Raw genomic sequence first — 15,845 nt, 5'->3', positions numbered from 1 at the left:
CCAGCGATCAGTAAAAGGTCGGGGATAAACGCTACAAACTGATACAGAGAAAACCAGCAAGACCGCGCAAAAATGCAGACAGTAGCACGCTTGATTACAAGCCCCGACAAGGAGTCGTGAATGTCTCGCATGCCACCGTTTTCTTTGCTCCTCGCAATGCCCTTGCTGCTGATGGGCTGTGCAACGCCGCCGAAACCCACCTCCGAGCAACTGGCCGTGCATGCCTTTGAAACGCCCGAATACTTCTCCGCAAATGCACTGCCTATCGTCAAGGCATCCACCCTCTATGCCCAGTTGATCCCCATGCAGTCTGTCGACGACCGTCCCATGACCCCGTCCTGACTGATCGTTCCTCACGCTCTGCGTGGGAATGCCGCCTGGGACGCTCCGCGTCCCACCTCCGCGCACGGCTTTAAGCTTGGGCATTGGTGACGCAGAGCGTCACGGGCGGCATTCCCACGCAGGAGCGTGGGAACGATCTAAGTGGTTAAACCATACGTTTATTGCTCGAAATTACGCTGACTTCTAAGGTTCGCTCCGTCGCTATCAATATGACCCCGTCCTGACTGATCGTTCCGCACGCTCTGCGTGGGAATGCCGCCCGGGACGCTCCGCGTCCCACCTCCGCGCACGGCTTTAAGCTTGGGCATTGGTGACGCAGAGCGTCACGGGAGGCGTTCCCACGCAGGAGCGGGGGAACGATCAGGAAACCTGTGGGAGTCGGGCTTGCCCGCGATGGCGGTGTGTCAGGCAGGGAAATATTGCCTGACACACCGCCATCGCGGGCAAGCCCGGCTCCCACATTGGCTGGGTGTTGCCAAAAAATCACTGTCAAACCGAAAATTCCGGAAAGCTTTGTGGGAAGCAGACAAACACCGTGTAGTCCTCTTCCCAAACTGATCAAAACACCTGCCAAGCCCTCTACATAACCTCCCTTCACATGACCGAAACTAGTGACCTCTCAACTGTCCCGGCAAAAACCGTGAACATCGAAAGGACTCAACGATGGTCGACTACAGCTCTTGGGGCTCGCTCCTCATTCTTATTGCCCTTACTGTCCTGCTCGATAGTAAGTTGAAGCATCCCGAGCTCAGAAAATGGTTCGGACTGGCCCTCATCCTCACCGGACCAATGCTTCTAATCGTCGCCACTTCCTGGCTGAGCGAATTACAATTCGACAGTCTTCCGACATTCGCCTTTATCATTGGCATCCGTCTCTTTTTCACCCGAAACAAATTCCGCCGCCAACGCAACCCTCCCCCTCACCCACTCCTGCGTGCCCCCACCATGAACCTGGCCCCCAACTTCCCCGAAGACCCCGTGATGCAGCAGCTTCTGCAACTGTTGCACGAAGAAATCGGCCTGCCGAAGCACAAGACCCTGCGCCTCGAAACCTCGATCAACCTCGAGCTCGGCTGCGACGGCGCCGAGGCCAAGCAATTGATGGAAGCGATGGAGCAAGAGTTTGCCCTCGACTTGGGCGACTACGATGCTTATCGTTACTTCAAACCGCCGGTGTTCGATGTGTTCCTCAAGCGCCGCGCCAAGGGCCGGGGCGATAAGGTGCCGCTGACCATCGGCATGCTCTACCTGGCGATCAAGACCCATAGTTGGGATACGCAAACCCTGGAAAACTTGAGCTGATCCCAAGACCACCGAATACCGGTGTGGGAGCTGGCTTGCCTGCGATGGCATCACCTCGGTATTACTGACAGACCGAGTCGCCTGCATCGCGGCGGTGCGACGATTCGACAAGCCCGGCTCCCACACTGAAGTTGCTGACACAACAACAAGGACCTTACATGGACGTAATAATGGGCCTGCTGGCCGCCCTGCTCTGGGGCGGCACGGACTTTCTCGTGGGCCTCAACGCCCGAGCCGTGGGCGTTAAACGCGCGGTGTATTTCGGCCAAGCCCTTGGCTTTTTGATCATGACGCTGTTGCTGGTGATCTTCCCGGCCTTCCTGTTCAAATCTCTGAATGCCCCATTGAGCGTCTGGCTCCTGGGCATCACCGCCGCCCTGCTCACCGTCTCCGGCGCGCTGGCGCTGTCCAAGGCCTTCGCCCTGGGCAAAGCCGCCATCGTTGCGCCTTTGGTAACGTCTTACGGCGTAGTGACCACCCTGCTGTCCTGGGCCAGTGGCGAACACATCAACCTGATCCAACTCGGCTGCATCGGCCTGTGCGTAATCGGCGTGATCCTGTCCAGCATCCACAAGGACAACGGCACGCCCCACAACAACCCGCGCCAGTCCATCGCCTACGCCATGCTCGCCGCCTTGCTGTACGGCACCAGCTTCTGGTTGCAAGGTCGCTACACGCTGCCGGCGCTGGGGCCGATCACCATGTTGTGGCTGGGTTACCTGGTGGGCCTGTGCGTGCTGGTGGTGATGGTGCTGAAGATCAAGGACGGCCTGAAGATCCCGCCGTTGAAAAACTGCGCAACCTTGACCGGTGCGAGCCTGATGAACCTCGGCGGGTTCTCGGCGTTTTCCTGGGGCGCGATGGCGGGCTCGGTTTCGGTGGTGACGGTGATCAGTACATTGTCCGGCGGGATTGCGGCGATTCTGGGGTATGTGTTTTTCAAGGAGCGGTTGTCGGCGGTGCAGGTGCTGGGCGTTGCATTAGTGCTGGTCGGCGCCGTGGTTTTGCATATCGCCATCTAACCTGTCGCCCACAAAAAAGCCGCCCCGGAGGGCGGCTTTTTCACAACAACCGAACCTTACAACTTAGGCCCGGCCGCCTTGATCGCATCGCTCACTTCAAACTTCTTGAAGTTCTCGATGAACAGACCAGCCAGCGCTTTCGCCGCTTCGTCGTAGGCAGCCTTGTCAGCCCAGGTGTTACGCGGGTTCAACAGGCCGGTATCAACGCCCGGTACGGCCAAAGGCACGTCGAGGTTGATGGTGTCGAGGTGTTCGGTTTGTGCACCGATCAACGCGCCGCTCTGGATCGCTGCGATCACGCCGCGAGTGGTCGGGATGTTGAAGCGCTTGCCGACGCCGTAGCCGCCGCCGGTCCAGCCGGTGTTGACCAGGTAAACCTTGGAGCCGAAGCCGCGCACACGCTTGATCAGCAGTTCTGCATACTCACCGGCTGGGCGTGGGAAGAACGGCGCGCCGAAGCAGGTGGAGAAGGTCGACTTGATGCCGCTGCCCGAACCCATTTCGGTCGAGCCCACCAAAGCGGTGTAGCCGGACAGGAAGTGGTAGGCCGCTTGTTCTTCGCTGAGGATCGAGACGGGCGGCAGTACGCCGGTCAGGTCGCAGGTCAGGAAGATCACAGCGTTTGGCTCGCCGCCCAGGTTCTTCTCGGAACGCTTGGCAACGTGCTCCAGCGGGTAGGCGGCGCGGCTGTTCTGGGTCAGGCTGACGTTGGTGTAGTCGGCGTGCTTGGCATCGTCGATCACCACGTTTTCAAGCACGGTGCCGTGCTTGATGGCTTTCCAGATTACCGGCTCGTTCTTCTCGGAGAGGTCGATGCACTTGGCATAGCAACCGCCTTCGATGTTGAACACCACGCCTTCGCCCCAGCCGTGTTCATCGTCACCGATCAGGTAACGGCTTTCGTCAGCCGACAGGGTGGTTTTACCGGTGCCCGACAGACCGAAGAACAGAGTCACGTCGCCGGCTTCGCCGATGTTGGCGGCGCAGTGCATTGGCAGCACGTCGGCGGCCGGCAGCAGGAAGTTCTGCACCGAGAACATGGCTTTTTTCATTTCACCGGCGTAACGCATGCCGGCGATCAGCACTTTTTTCTGTGCGAAATTGAGGATCACGCAACCATCGGAGTTGGTGCCGTCACGCTCTGGCACGCATTCGAAGTTGGCGACGTTAAGCACTTGCCACTCATCACGGCCGGCTGGGTTGTACTGGGCCGGGTTGATGAACAGGCAACGACCGAACAGGTTCTGCCAGGCAGTCTGGGTGGTCATTTTCACGGCCAGGTAGTGGTCTTCTGCAGCCCCTACGTGAACATGGGAAACGAAATGCTCTTGCGCGTTGTTGAATGCCTCGACGCGAGCCCACAGGGCATCGAACTTGTCGGCCGGGAACTTGCGGTTGATCGGGCCCCAGGCAATTGCGTCCTGGGTGGAAGGCTCTTCAACGATGAAACGGTCAACCGGCGAACGACCGGTGCGGTGACCGGTTTCTACGACCAGCGCGCCAGTATCGGCAAGCACGCCTTCACCGCGCTGCAGGGCTTCTTTGACCAGATCGTCAACACTCAGATCGGTGTATACGGCGTTATTGGCTTGCGTCATGAGGTTCCCCGTCGGCCTATGGCCGAGTGCTCCAAACGTTTTGTAGTAGAAAGTTGCGCACTACTACCGCGAAAAAAGTGGGCCGGATTATGCCAGAAAAGCCCAAAAAGAGTAGGGTCCTCCCGTCAGAACTGCGCTAATCCGGCGTTTGTCAGGTGATTTACCTGTGCTTAAACGTTTTAGTGGCGGGTGTCGGAGGGGGTGTCGATGCCTGCGCCGGCGAATAATTGGGCTACATCGGCCGCATCGAACAGGTAGCGCTGGTTGCAGAATTGGCAGTCGATCTCGATATTGCCGCCATGTTCCACCACCAATTGCTGCGCATCTTCAAGGCCCAGGCTAACCAAGGCGTTGGCCGAGCGCTCACGTGAACAACTGCAACGGAAGCGCAGGCCCTGGGCGTCGAACAGGCGCACGGCCTCTTCGTGGTAAAGGCGATGCAGGATGGTTTCGTTATCCAGGCCCAGCAGTTCTTCAGCCGTCAGGGTGCCGGCCAGGGCGGTCAGTTTGCGCCAGCTGTCGGTACGCTCATCGTCGTCCTTGATGCGGTCAGCCGGCAATTGCTGAAGCAGCAGGCCACGGGCGCGCTTGCCGTCAGCGTTGAGCCAGAATTTGGTGCCGACCTGCTGGGACATCACGAAATAGTTGGTAAAGCAGTCCGATAGGGTTTCGCCGTCGAGGTCGACGATGCCCTGGTAACGCTGGCCTTCGGTCGGGTCGACGGTGATCGCCAGCACGCCATTGGCCATCAGGTCTGACAAGGTCGCGTCCGGGGCGATCTGGTCCGCTTCGTAACGGGCCAGGCCACGGATTTCGCGCTCGCTCGAGCACTCGATCATCAACATCGGCACCGGGCCTTCGGAACGGGCCTGCAAGATCAGCAAACCATCGAACTTCATGGTGCCTACCAGCAGCGAGGCCGCCGCCATCAGCTCACCGAGCAGCTGCGCAACCGGCTCCGGATAGGGGTGCTTGGCAAGGACTTCGGCATAGCTGCGCTCCAGCGAGACCAGTTCGCCGCGGGCGTCGTTCTCATCGAAGATGAAGCGTTGGGTGAAGTCGGTATCCGGTAGATCAGTCATAGGTCTGGGTATCTGAATTGATGACAAATTGGTTACAAGGTTTATAGAATTAAACGCTTTGGCACCTTTTTGGTGCGTTTTTACAGAGCGAAGAGGGACAGTTTATGAACAATCCGGGTTTGTTCCAAGCCAGGTGGAACCTCCGGGGGTGGGCCTTTTGCAATCTAGTCGCTATCGGGCTGCTGTGTTTTTGGCTGTGGCCCACGGGACAGATGCTGTGTGTGGTTTTCGACGAATGGCTGTTTCATCTGCTTAATGACCCATTGGCAAGCAATTCGACATGGTTGCATGTGTGGGCGGTGGCCAGTTTGCGACCGTTTGATGCCGTGGTTGGGGTGATTTTGCTGGCACTGCTGATTCGCGGCGACTGGGTGTTCAAGGCCATCCAGGTGCGACAGGCATTCTTCGGCTTCCTCAGCATTCTGCTGCTGTTGCTGTTTATCCGCATGCTGTTTTCCAAGCTCACGGCGCAAATGGGCTGGCAGCACAACAGCCCGTCGATGGTGATCAGCGGCGCGATTCATATGAGCGATTATTTCCCGGGCCTGGAGAAAACCTGGGAGCTGAAGGATCGTTCCAGCCAGAGCTTCCCGGGCGATCATGCGTCGGTGCTGCTGATCTGGGGCATGTTCATGACGGTGTTTGCCCAGCGTTTCACCCAAGTAGTGGTGATCTGGGGCTTGGCATTGTTGTTCATGATGCCGCGGCTGGTGGCGGGCGCACATTGGGGCCAGGACGACTACATCGGCGGAGTGCTGCTGGCGTTGCTGGCACTGGGGTGGGGGTATTACACGCCGTTTGCGGCAAAGGTGTCGGGGTTGCTGATACGGGTGACGGCGCCGGTTTTCGGGTTGCTCGGGAAGCTGCCAGTCATCGGGCGGTTGAGTGTCATGCGCATAGCCGCGTAACACCGCAGCCCTAATGTGGGAGCTGGCTTGCCAGCTCCCACATTTTTGATCTCCTTTTGAAGGAAGATCCGTGTCATCAATCATCATTGCCGCTGCCGCGAAACTTGAACAGATCACGCCGCTGCTTCTTGCTCGGCTTGCCGTCGGTGGTCATGCCGGTTGCGCCAGCCTTACGCATAGCCGCCGCATTTTCGCGTTTTGCGATGCTGGCTTCGGTTTCGGCATACAGCGCCTGCGCCTCAGGCGCGCCACGACGCACTACAGACAGTGCCTGCACCACCACAGTCTTTTCGTCAAAACCTGTACGAATCTGCAGCTCGTCTCCGACGCGCGGTTCCTTGCCCGGCTTGCAGCGCTCGCCGCGATGGTGCACCTTGCCGCTCTCGATGGCCGCCTTGGCCAGGGCACGGGTTTTATAAAAACGCGCCGCCCACAACCACTTGTCCAAACGGACCTTTTCTTCCTCTTCCTGCTTTTGAGCCACTTGAATTCCTCGCTCTGAAAAATGTCGCAACTTTACCGTTGAACCCCTTCAACGCATAAATCCCAAGCCTCACCTAAGATACGCCAGACACCCGGTTTTCTGCGGGACTTTGCATTCCACCCACTGATTACCAACGCCGGAGCGATATCTGTCGCCATTTGCCGGATATTCTGCGTGAATACCGCGAATTCGGCGCCTGGCCCTTGATGAAGGTTTGGGGATTGTCACAATCCATGCGCAGTTGGACGTTACTGTCCTCGACGACTACGAAGTATTTCTGAATGACCGGTTACCCATATTGAAGACATTTGACCATTTGACCGTTGTGGGTCTGCGCGAGTGGGTGGCCCTTCCCGACCTGGGAGTGGCTGGCCTGCGCGCGAAGATCGACACCGGTGCCAGTACCTCGAGCCTGCATGCCACCGATATCGAGCCCTTTGAGCGCGACGGTGAGAAGTGGGTGCGCTTCACTGCGCATCTGGGCAGCGTGGTGCAATTGCGCCATCGTCGCTGCGAAGCGCCCCTGGTGACGATGAAAACTATCAAGAGCTCCAACGGCCATGCGCAGGTGCGGTATGTAATCAGCACCACCCTGGCACTGGGTGACCGAGTATGGCGGGTGGAATTCACCCTGGCCTGTCGCAAGGCCATGCGTTACCGCCTGTTGCTGGGCTCCAAGGCGCTGATTGACGGCCAGTTGGTGGTCAACCCCGGCGTCAAGTACGTTCAAGACAAGCCGGTGTTCCCGGTCTCTACTATTTCTGCCCCAGGTGCTGCATGAAGATTGCTGTGCTGTCGCGAAACCCGCGTCTGTATTCCACCCGCCGCCTGGTCGAGGCCGGCACCGAACGTGGCCATGAAATGGTGGTGATCGACACGTTGCGTGCCTATATGAACATTGCCAGCCACAAGCCGCAGATCCACTACCGGGGCAAACCGCTGGAAGGCTTTGATGCGGTGATCCCGCGGATCGGCGCTTCGGTGACGTTCTACGGCTGCGCGGTGTTGCGCCAGTTTGAAATGATGGGCGTGTTCCCGCTCAACGAATCGGTAGCCATCGCCCGTTCGCGGGACAAGCTGCGCTCCCTGCAATTGCTGTCGCGCCGGGGTATCGGCCTGCCGGTGACCGGCTTTGCCCACTCCCCCGATGACATCCCCGACCTGATCGAGATGGTCAACGGCGCACCGCTGGTGATCAAAGTGCTCGAAGGTACCCAGGGTATCGGCGTGGTGCTGTGTGAGACGGCGACTGCCGCCGAGTCGGTGATCGAGGCGTTCATGGGCCTCAAGCAGAACATCATGGTGCAGGAATACATCAAGGAAGCCGGCGGTGCGGATATCCGCTGCTTCGTGGTCGGCGACAAGGTGATCGCAGCCATGAAGCGCCAGGCCAAGCCGGGGGAGTTCCGCTCCAACCTGCACCGTGGCGGCAGTGCCAGCCTGATCAAGATCACCCCGGAAGAGCGCATGACCGCGCTGCGGGCCGCCAAAGTGATGGGCCTGGCAGTGGCGGGCGTGGATATCCTGCGCTCCAACCACGGCCCGCTGGTGATGGAGGTAAACTCATCACCGGGCCTGGAAGGGATCGAGACCACCACCGGCAAGGATGTGGCGGGGATCATCATTCAGCATTTGGAGAAGAATGGTGGGCCGAATATGACCCGGACCAAGGGCAAGGGCTGATACAACCCGGCCTTCCACCCACCGAAAAAACCTGTGGGAGCTGGCTTGTCGGGTCGCCGCATCGCTGCGATAGCGGTGGGTCAGCAACCCATTTGTTAACTGATACACCGTTATCGCAGGCAAGCCAGCTCCCACATTGGGTTGCTGTTGTTTTTTAGACCGCATCCCTTGGCAGCATCAAGCCCAGCGGCAAGCGCACCCGCGCTTCCAGGCCGCCTTCTTCGCGGTTGCGCAGCTCAACATTGCCGCCATGCATCGAAGCAATTCGCCGCACAATCGCCAGCCCCAGCCCCGTACCCTTGCCGCCCCGCGCACGGTCGCCACGGGTGAATGGGTTGAAAATACCTTCCAGCTCCGCCGGGTCGATGCCCGTACCACGGTCCATCACGCTCAACACCACATAGGGCGCCGTGCTGTCGCCGGACACATAGGCGGCCACTTCCACATCTGAACCCGCGTGATGCAAGGCGTTGCCGATCAGGTTGTTCAACAGGCGCTTCATCGACACCCGACGCAATGCAAACGGCTGGATCGGCTCCAGGCGCATGCGCACCTGTTCGCCATTCTGGTTGTAGGGCGCCACCACCTCACGCACCAGGTCCGTGAGGTCGACTTCCTCCACCACCTCATCACGGCCATCGCGGATAAACGCCAGGAACTGATCGAGAATCGCGTCCATGTCCTCGATGTCGCGCACCATGTCGTCGGTCAGGTCGTTATGGTTGCCCATCAACTCCAGGGACAGCCGCAAACGCGTGAGCGGCGTGCGCAAGTCATGGGACACGCCCGCCAGCATCAGCTCGCGTTCGCGCCCGGCCTGTTCGACATCCTCCGCCATCTGGTTGAAGGCACCGTACACCTCGGTCATCTCACTGGGCGTATCGCTGATCGGCAGGCGCACACTGCGCCCCTGCCCGAGTTGGCGGGCGGCAAACACCAGGCGTTTAAGCGGTTGGTTGAGCTGTCGGACGAAAATCCACGCGGACGCGGTTGAAAGTAAACCGATGGCCAGGAACCAGCCCAACACGTTCCAGATTTTTTGCCCGCGCAGCGGATGGGGGTAAAGGGGCACCTTGATCCAGGCATCTCCCAGACTCGGAGCCCTGACCCAGAGTGCAGGTGAAACATGCATGCGCAGGCGCACCTCGGTGTCCTCTCCCAGCTCAGCCTGCATCTGACGCTGATAAATCTCGCTGTAAGGCCAATGCTGCTCACCTTCGGGCACACCAGCGCCGTCGACTCGAATCAGCGTCGAAGCCTTTGCTACCTTTTCGCGGTTTTCAGGGTCAACGGCCCAGTAGGCACGCAGTGTCAGGGCGACACCGTGGCTGTACTGCCTGTCTACCAGCACGTCTTCGTTCATCAATAGATAAACCAGCGTGAGCGCCTTGGAAAACAGAACGACGATCAGCACCAGCCAAAGGGTGCGAGAGAAGAAACTTTGCGGGAACCACAACGGGGTTTTCATAGGAGACAGCTAAACACCTTGCAGGAACGAGCGGCGCTCGCAGAATTGCAGACGCCGGGCATCCCGTCGACCCTCATGGAGTCAAACGCCGGGATGCCCGCCCCTGCAAGTCATCGGTCACTTGGTTGCAGTGCCATCCGGCACAAACACATAACCCACGCCCCACACCGTCTGGATGTACCGCGGCTTGGCCGGGTCCGGCTCGATCATCCGGCGCAGACGCGAGATCTGCACGTCGATGGAGCGCTCCAGGGCGTCCCATTCGCGGCCACGGGCCAGGTTCATCAACTTGTCGCGGGTCAACGGCTGGCGAGCATTCATCACCAATGCCTTGAGCACGGCGAACTCGCCGGTGGTCAGCATGTGCACTTCTTCGCCACGCTTGAGTTCGCGGGTCGCCAGTGACAGCTCGTATTCGCCAAAGGTGACGCTCTCGTCTTCGCTGCCTGGCGCGCCCGGTACCGGCGGTGCCTGGCGACGCAATACGGCCTTGACCCGAGCCATCAACTCGTCAGGGTTGAACGGCTTGGCCAGGTAGTCATCAGCGCCCAGTTCCAGGCCCTTGATGCGGCTCAGCTCATCGCCCTTGGCGGTCAGCATGATGATGGGGATCTGGTTGTTCGCACCGCGCAGGCGCTTGCAGGCGGTAAGGCCGTCTTCGCCGGGCAGCATCAGGTCGAGTACGACCAGGTTGAACACTTCGCGCCCCAACAGGCGGTCCATCTGCTCGGTGTTCGGCACCGCGCGGGCACGGTAGCCCTTGGAGTTGAAAAAACGTTCCAGCAGGCTGCTCAGCCCCGGATCGTCGTCAACGATGAGAATTTTTTCGCCTTCAGCAGTTTGTGCAGTGCTGCTCATTAGATGCTCCTCTTATCTCGGCGCGCATTATGGCGTAGCTGCCGTTATACGCACCGTGTGCATTGTTAGCAGATTTTTCCTCCACCGCCAGCGAACCCGCGTCCTACAACCACCGGCGCAGTACCCCCCAAGGGCAGAACGCTGGTTATAATGCGGCGCCTTCACGCAGGGCACTGTCAGACTTTACTGTTTGCAGCCTCAGCCGTTTTTTCAGCGCGGGGCAGCAATTTCCCGATTTCGAGGGTCAATAGGCAGCCTTTTGACCCAGGCAGCGGTGCCGCTGGCGCCGCTCAACCAGCCTCGCAACGCCTTGTTTTCCGGGCCTGCGAGCTGCTTTCAAGAATTTCAGGTGGTTTTATGGACAGCATCAACAGCCGCATTGCCGAGGAACTCGGTGTACGCCCACAACAGGTCGAAGCGGCCGTCGCGCTACTGGATGAAGGCTCCACGGTGCCTTTCATCGCCCGTTACCGTAAAGAAGTGACCGGCAGCCTCGACGACACCCAATTGCGTCACCTGGAAGAGCGCCTGCGCTACCTGCGAGAACTCGACGAACGGCGCATCAGCATCCTCGCCAGCATCGAGGAACAGGGCAAGTTGACCCCGCAACTGGAACGCGACATCAAGCTCGCCGACACCAAGACCCGCCTCGAAGACCTTTACCTGCCGTACAAACAGAAGCGCCGCACCAAGGGCCAGATCGCCCTGGAAGCCGGTTTGGGCGAGCTGGCCGACGGCCTGTTCAACGACCCGTCGCTGGCCCCGGAAACCGAAGCAGCGCGCTTTATCGACGCCGAAAAAGGCGTCGCCGACGTCAAGGCCGCCCTCGAAGGTGCCAAGTACATCCTCATGGAGCGTTTCGCTGAAAACGCCGGCCTGCTGGAAAAACTGCGCACCTACCTCAAGCAGGAAGCCATTCTCAGTGCTCGCGTTATCGCCGGCAAAGAGGAAGAAGGCGCCAAATTCCGCGATTATTTCGAGCACGACGAGCCGCTCAAGAGCATGCCGTCGCACCGGGCACTGGCGATTTTCCGGGGTCGCAACGAGGGCATTCTCAGCTCGGCGCTGAAAGTCGGCGACGAATTGCCGGGCACCATGCACCCGTGCGAAGGCATGATCGGGCAACAATTCGGCATCCAGAATCAGAACCGTCCTGCGGACAAGTGGCTCGGTGAAGTCGTGCGCTGGACCTGGAAGGTCAAGCTCTACACCCACCTGGAAACCGACCTGCTCGGCGAGCTGCGCGACGGCGCCGAAACCGAGGCGATCAACGTGTTCGCCCACAACCTGCACGACCTGCTGCTGGCCGCACCGGCCGGCCCGCGCGCCACGTTGGGCCTCGACCCGGGCTTGCGTACCGGCTGCAAGGTTGCGGTGGTCGACTCCACCGGCAAGCTGCTGGACCACGCCACCGTGTACCCGCACGTGCCGCACAACAAGTGGGACCAGACCCTCGCCATCCTGGCCGCCCTGTGCGCCAAGCACGCCGTGGACCTGATTGCCATCGGCAACGGCACCGCCAGCCGTGAAACCGACAAGCTGGCCGCCGAGCTGATCAAAAAATACCCCGCCATGAAGATGACCAAGGTCATGGTTTCCGAGGCCGGCGCTTCGGTGTACTCGGCGTCGGAACTGGCTTCCAAGGAATTCCCGGACCTCGACGTGTCGATCCGTGGCGCCGTCTCCATTGCTCGCCGCCTGCAGGACCCGCTGGCAGAGCTGGTGAAGATCGACCCTAAATCCATTGGTGTCGGCCAGTACCAGCACGACGTGTCGCAGCTGAAACTGGCGCGCGGCCTGGATGCGGTGGTGGAAGACTGCGTGAACAAGGTGGGTGTGGATGTAAACACCGCCTCGGTCGCGCTGCTGGCGCGTATTTCCGGGCTTAACACCACCCTGGCGCAGAACATCGTCACCCACCGCGACGAAAACGGTGCGTTCAAAACCCGCGCCGCGCTGAAGAAAGTCGCACGCCTGGGCGAAAAAACCTTTGAACAGGCCGCCGGCTTCCTACGGGTCATGAACGGCGATAACCCGCTGGACTCGTCTGCGGTTCACCCGGAAGCCTACCCGCTGGTGCAGCGTATTGCCGCCGAGACCGACCGCGATATCCGTTCGCTGATCGGTGACGCCGCGTTCCTCAAGCGCCTGGACCCGAAGAAGTACACCGACGAAACCTTCGGTGTGCCGACCATCACCGACATCCTGCAAGAGCTGGAAAAACCTGGCCGCGACCCGCGTCCCGAGTTCAAGACTGCCGAGTTCCAGGACGGTGTTGAAGACCTCAAGGACCTGCAGCCGGGCATGATCCTCGAAGGCGTGGTCACCAACGTGACCAACTTTGGGGCCTTTGTGGATATCGGCGTGCATCAGGACGGTTTGGTGCACATCTCTGCACTTTCGGAGAAGTTCATCAAGGATCCACGCGAAGCGGTAAAAGCCGGTGACGTGGTCAAGGTCAAGGTCATGGAAGTCGATATCCCGCGCAAACGCGTGGGTCTGTCGATGCGCATGAGCGACACCCCAGGCGAGAAAATCGACGGCGCCCGTGGTGCACGCCCAGGCTCGACCCCGCGCCAATCCCAGGGTAACGCGCCGCGTAAAGAGCCTACCGCGACGGCCGCACCGAGCAACAACGCCATGGCGTCGTTGTTCGCCAACGCCAAGCAGTTGAAGAAACGCTGATGGAAATCCCGGCCGGTTTGACCCAGAGCGCGTTCAGCGAACTGATCGGCTGCCGCCTGCAACGCCTGGACGAGGGCGTTGCCGAGGTGGCCCTGACCCTGGAGCCGCAACTGCGCAACCGCGCGGGCAAGCTCCATGGCGGGGCGATTTTCAGCCTGGTCGACATCACCATGGGGCTGGCCTGTTCCAGCGCCCATGGGTTTGACCAGCAGAGCGCGACCATCGAGTGCAAGATCAACTATATCCGCGCCGTCGAAGACGGTGATGTGCTGTGCACCAGCCGGGTGATTCACGCCGGCAGACGCACGTTGGTGGTCGAAGCCGATGTGTATCAAGGCGAAAGACTTGTCGCAAAAGCACAAGGCACCTTCGCTGTCCTCTAGCTCCCCGCCCTCGATTTGAGTTAATTTCGGCGCTGCGACAACAGCGTCGGAATTTTCTTGCTGCGCTATAGCCCAATTCATGGAGTGAAGTAGGCTTTTTCAATGTGAGCCAAATCGACTCTAAACCAGGCGATAACGCCAGTTTCAACTTCACCCTTGTAGACCGTCCTGCCCACCCCCATATTGGGGCGACTGACGCGTGAAGGAATCCAACTTGAGCGAACTTCTCAACCGCCGCCTGGCCCTGCTCGGCAAGCGCGAACACCTCTCCCTGCTAGAGCAATGCTTGCACGGCATCGAGCGTGAATGCCTACGCGTCACCGGTGAGGGTCGCCTGGCACAAACGCCGCATCCAGAAGCCCTGGGCGCCGCGTTGACCAATGAATTGATCACCACCGACTACTCGGAATCGCTGCTGGAGTTCATCACTCCCGCCCTGCCCAACCCGGCCGACACCCTGAGCAGCCTGGACAAGATCCATCGGTTTGCCTACAGCAAGCTCGGCAGCGAGTACCTGTGGAGCCCTTCGATGCCGTGCCCGTTGCCGGCCGAGGAAGATATTCCGATCGCCTACTACGGCACCTCCAATATCGGCCAGCTCAAGTACGTGTACCGCAAGGGCCTGGCCCTGCGTTACGGCAAGACCATGCAGTGCATCGCCGGCATCCACTACAACTTTTCCCTGCCGGAACAGCTGTGGCCGTTGCTCAAGGAGACTGAAGGCTTCGTCGGCACCGACCGCGACTACCAGTCCACCGCCTACATCGCGCTGATCCGTAACTTCCGCCGCTACAGCTGGCTGCTGATGTACCTGTTTGGTGCTTCACCGGCCCTGGACGCCGGTTTCCTGCGCGGTCGTTCGCACCAACTTGAAGTGCTGGACGCCGACACGCTGTACTTGCCGTACGCCACCAGCCTGCGCATGAGCGACCTGGGTTACCAGAGCAACGCTCAGGCTGGGCTGACGCCGTGCTACAACGACTTGAACAGCTACACCGACAGCCTGCGCGAAGCGGTGGCAACGCCCTACGCGCCTTACGTCGAAATCGGCACCCATAAGGATGGTGAATGGGTGCAGCTCAACACCAACATCCTGCAGATCGAAAACGAGTACTACTCCAACATCCGCCCCAAGCGCGTGACCTACACCGGCGAGCGGCCGATCCAGGCGCTGATGGCCCGTGGCATCCAGTACATCGAAGTGCGCTGCCTGGACATCAACCCGTTCCTGCCGATGGGCATCGACCTGCCGGAGTCGCGTTTCCTTGATGCGTTCCTGCTGTACTGCGCGTTGAACGACAGCCCGCTGTTCGCCAACAACGAGTGTGGCAATGCCACCTCCAACTTCCTCAGTGTGGTCAAGGAAGGCCGTCGCCCAGGCCTGCAATTGCAGCGTGAAGGCCAGGCGGTGGACATGAAGGAATGGGCCACCGAGCTGCTGGAGAAGATCGCCCCGCTGGCGGCCTTGCTGGATGAGAGCCACGGCATCACCGAGCACAGCCAGGCGCTGGACGCTCAGTTGGCGAAGGTCAAGGACTCGTCCCTGACGCCGTCGGCCCAAGTGCTGGCAGCGATGGCCGAGCGCAAAGAGAGCTTTGCGCAATTCTCCCTGCATCAGAGCGAGGTGCACGCCGCGCACTTCCGCCAGGAGCCTTTACCGGCCGAGGAGCAGGCACGCTTTGAAGAGTTGGCACGTAAGTCGCTGGCTCAGCAGGTGGAGCTTGAGCAAAACGAAGTGGGCGACTTTGACGTGTTTGTCGGCTCGTACCAGGCAAGCATTCTGGCGATCAGTAACTAAAGCATCACGCCATCTCCTGTGGGACCTGGTTTGTGTGGGAGCTGGCTTGCCTGCGATGCAAACACCTCGGTGTATCAGTGATACCCAGGTGATGCTATCGCAGGCAAGCCAGCTCCCACATTTGCCTTCATTGGGTTGAAGATTGCGCTCACTCTTCTCCTCATAAGCTAATTCGAAAATGTTATTTATTTTCGAGTTCTTAGATCATTTAGTCTCCTCACACGCCGACCCT

Annotated in this window: 14 protein-coding genes; 9 read left to right on the top strand and 5 right to left on the bottom strand. The window is 59.8% G+C overall.

Going from position 1 to position 15,845, the window contains the following annotated elements:
• The first annotated feature begins 120 nt into the window (after positions 1-120).
• From HBO23_RS20970 to HBO23_RS20950, 3 genes are all read left to right on the top strand, one after another.
• Positions 121-342: a hypothetical protein gene (locus tag HBO23_RS20970; RefSeq protein WP_138453849.1), complete on the top strand. Its 222-nt coding sequence runs from the start codon at positions 121-123 to the stop codon at positions 340-342.
• 945 nt (positions 343-1,287) lie between these two features.
• On the top strand, positions 1,288-1,644 hold the full coding sequence (locus tag HBO23_RS20955; protein ID WP_017135374.1) for a DUF1493 family protein: 357 nt from the start codon (positions 1,288-1,290) through the stop codon (positions 1,642-1,644).
• Positions 1,645-1,802: 158 nt separating this feature from the next.
• Positions 1,803-2,666, top strand: coding sequence for a DMT family transporter (locus tag HBO23_RS20950; protein WP_236460972.1), 864 nt, complete (start codon positions 1,803-1,805; stop codon positions 2,664-2,666).
• A 56-nt stretch (positions 2,667-2,722) separates the two neighbouring features.
• Here HBO23_RS20950 and HBO23_RS20945 read toward each other — a convergent pair whose 3' ends face one another.
• Both HBO23_RS20945 and hslO read right to left on the bottom strand, forming a co-directional pair.
• Positions 2,723-4,264 carry a phosphoenolpyruvate carboxykinase gene (locus tag HBO23_RS20945; protein WP_017135372.1) on the bottom strand — a complete coding sequence of 514 codons (1,542 nt, stop codon included), beginning with the start codon at positions 4,262-4,264 and terminating at the stop codon, positions 2,723-2,725.
• Between the two features lie 179 nt (positions 4,265-4,443).
• A complete protein-coding gene (gene hslO / locus HBO23_RS20940) occupies positions 4,444-5,346 on the bottom strand; it encodes an Hsp33 family molecular chaperone HslO (protein ID WP_017135371.1) in 903 nt (300 codons plus the stop codon).
• Positions 5,347-5,450: 104 nt separating this feature from the next.
• Between hslO and HBO23_RS20935 the strand changes: the two genes are divergently transcribed.
• The gene (locus HBO23_RS20935; protein WP_017135370.1) at positions 5,451-6,254 is read left to right on the top strand and encodes a phosphatase PAP2 family protein; all 804 of its coding nucleotides are present in this window, start codon (positions 5,451-5,453) and stop codon (positions 6,252-6,254) included.
• A 76-nt stretch (positions 6,255-6,330) separates the two neighbouring features.
• Here HBO23_RS20935 and HBO23_RS20930 read toward each other — a convergent pair whose 3' ends face one another.
• Positions 6,331-6,738 carry a S4 domain-containing protein gene (locus tag HBO23_RS20930; protein WP_017135369.1) on the bottom strand — a complete coding sequence of 136 codons (408 nt, stop codon included), beginning with the start codon at positions 6,736-6,738 and terminating at the stop codon, positions 6,331-6,333.
• Between the two features lie 316 nt (positions 6,739-7,054).
• On the opposite strand from HBO23_RS20930, the gene HBO23_RS20925 reads away from it, so the two are divergent.
• Positions 7,055-7,519, top strand: coding sequence for an ATP-dependent zinc protease (locus HBO23_RS20925; protein WP_169986753.1), 465 nt, complete (start codon positions 7,055-7,057; stop codon positions 7,517-7,519).
• Positions 7,516-8,421 carry a 30S ribosomal protein S6--L-glutamate ligase gene (gene rimK, locus HBO23_RS20920; RefSeq protein ID WP_003171022.1) on the top strand — a complete coding sequence of 302 codons (906 nt, stop codon included), beginning with the start codon at positions 7,516-7,518 and terminating at the stop codon, positions 8,419-8,421. Before HBO23_RS20925 ends, rimK begins: the two co-directional genes overlap by 4 nt.
• Positions 8,422-8,575: 154 nt before the next feature.
• On the opposite strand, the gene HBO23_RS20915 is transcribed toward rimK, so the two are convergent.
• Positions 8,576-9,889, bottom strand: a complete 1,314-nt coding sequence (locus tag HBO23_RS20915) for an ATP-binding protein (protein ID WP_017135367.1) — start codon at positions 9,887-9,889, stop codon at positions 8,576-8,578.
• A gap of 117 nt (positions 9,890-10,006) precedes the next feature.
• Positions 10,007-10,747 carry a two-component system response regulator OmpR gene (ompR, locus tag HBO23_RS20910; RefSeq protein ID WP_017135366.1) on the bottom strand — a complete coding sequence of 247 codons (741 nt, stop codon included), beginning with the start codon at positions 10,745-10,747 and terminating at the stop codon, positions 10,007-10,009.
• Between the two features lie 357 nt (positions 10,748-11,104).
• Between ompR and HBO23_RS20905 the strand changes: the two genes are divergently transcribed.
• The 3 genes from HBO23_RS20905 (at position 11,105) to gshA (ending at position 15,613) form a co-directional block, all read left to right on the top strand.
• Positions 11,105-13,432 carry a Tex family protein gene (locus HBO23_RS20905; RefSeq protein WP_170039533.1) on the top strand — a complete coding sequence of 776 codons (2,328 nt, stop codon included), beginning with the start codon at positions 11,105-11,107 and terminating at the stop codon, positions 13,430-13,432.
• Entirely contained in the window at positions 13,432-13,815 is a 384-nt protein-coding gene (locus HBO23_RS20900; protein WP_017135364.1) for a PaaI family thioesterase, read from the top strand. The genes HBO23_RS20905 and HBO23_RS20900 overlap by 1 nt, the downstream gene beginning before the upstream one ends.
• 214 nt (positions 13,816-14,029) lie before the next feature.
• Entirely contained in the window at positions 14,030-15,613 is a 1,584-nt protein-coding gene (gene gshA, locus HBO23_RS20895) for a glutamate--cysteine ligase (RefSeq protein ID WP_017135363.1), read from the top strand.
• Positions 15,614-15,845 lie beyond the last annotated feature (232 nt).

It is taken from the genome of Pseudomonas sp. WS 5532 (assembly GCF_012985445.1).
GTDB lineage: Bacteria > Pseudomonadota > Gammaproteobacteria > Pseudomonadales > Pseudomonadaceae > Aquipseudomonas > Aquipseudomonas edaphica.
The sequence above is the reverse complement of the archived record's forward strand: the minus strand, read 5'-3'. Positions and strand labels throughout refer to the sequence as shown.